Source organism: Clavibacter lycopersici (assembly GCF_003576405.1).
In the GTDB taxonomy this organism is placed as follows: Bacteria; Actinomycetota; Actinomycetes; order Actinomycetales; family Microbacteriaceae; genus Clavibacter; species Clavibacter lycopersici.
The window spans coordinates 1-1,198 of record NZ_QWGT01000410.1 but is presented as its reverse complement, the minus strand read 5'-3'; the positions used below and the strand labels follow the sequence as shown (position 1 = coordinate 1,198).

The 1,198-nt window shown below is 75.3% G+C and carries 2 protein-coding genes; one reads left to right on the top strand and one right to left on the bottom strand.

All coding sequences use genetic code 11. From position 1 onward, the window contains the following. The coding region (gene aztB, locus DZG00_RS15570) for a zinc ABC transporter permease AztB (RefSeq protein ID WP_147360072.1) at nucleotides 1–804 on the bottom strand (804 nt) is incomplete at its 3' end. 56 nt (nucleotides 805–860) lie between these two features. On the opposite strand from aztB, the gene DZG00_RS15565 reads away from it, so the two are divergent. Then, the coding region (locus DZG00_RS15565; RefSeq protein ID WP_119455825.1) for an ATP-binding cassette domain-containing protein at nucleotides 861–1,198 on the top strand (338 nt) is incomplete at its 3' end.

The window sequence follows — 1,198 nt, the reverse complement described above, 5'->3', positions numbered from 1 at the left end:
GGCGCCGGAGAGCGCGGCGACGGCGATGGCGGTGGCCGCCACCGACGCGCCGGCCGCCGTCGCCGCGTGCCAGGAGACGAGGAGCCCCACGAACACGGCCGCGATGCCGAGCACGGCCGCGAGCGCCATCCGGGTCGGGATCCTCGTGGTCCAGTGCCCGGCCGCGACGGCCGGCGCGAGCAGCAGGCCGACGACGAGCAGGGATCCGACGGCCTGGTACGACGCGACGACCGCGAGGGTCACGAGGCCCACGAGCGCGGCCTGCGCCGAGCGGGGGCCGAGGCCGAGCACGGCGGCGATGCGCGGATCCAGCGCGAGCGCCACGAGCGGACGGTGGAACGCCCACGCCACGGCGAGCCCCACGACGGCCGCGCCGGCGAGCAGGGCGATGTCGACGGGAGCGATGGCGAGGATGTCGCCGAAGAGGATCGCGGTCGCATCCGTGGCGAAGCTGCCGGAGTGGGAGATCACCACGACGCCGAGCGCGAGCATCGCGACGAACAGCAGGCCGATGCTCGTGTCGTAGGAGAGGCGGCCGCGGCGCTGCAGGGCGGCGATCCCGAGGCTCATCGCGACCGCGCTCAGCGCGCCGCCGACGAGCACGGGCAGCCCGAGGACCGTGGCGAGCGCCACCCCGGGGAGCATCCCGTGGGCGAGCGCCTCCCCCAGGAAGGCCATGCCGCGGATGACGACCCACGTGCCGACGACACCGCAGAGGATCGCCACGAGCGAGCCGCCGAGGAGGGCGCGCTGGAGGAAGTCGAGCGCGAACGGCTCGAGGATTCCGCGGGTGAGGAACGACACGATCGCCGACCCTAGTCGAGAATGAGAACGCTTATCAAATGGGTAGGATCGGGGTCATGCCCTCGTCGACGACCACCGCGCCCGCCGCCGTCCTGCGCGGGATCCGCGTCGACCTCGGCGGTCATCGTGCCCTCGACGGGGTGGACCTCGACCTCATGCCGGGCGCGCTGACGGTGATCGCGGGGCCGAACGGCGCCGGCAAGTCGACCCTGCTGGAGGTGGTCGCGGGGACCCGCCCGCCCACCGCCGGCACGCGCGCCGTCGCCGATGCGGCGGCCTTCGTCCCGCAGCGGACGGCCGTCTCGGACCGGCTCCCCGTCACCGTCCGCGACGTCGTGACGGTCGGGGCGTGGGGGCGCGCGCATCGCTGGCGCCGCCTCGACCCGGCCGCGCG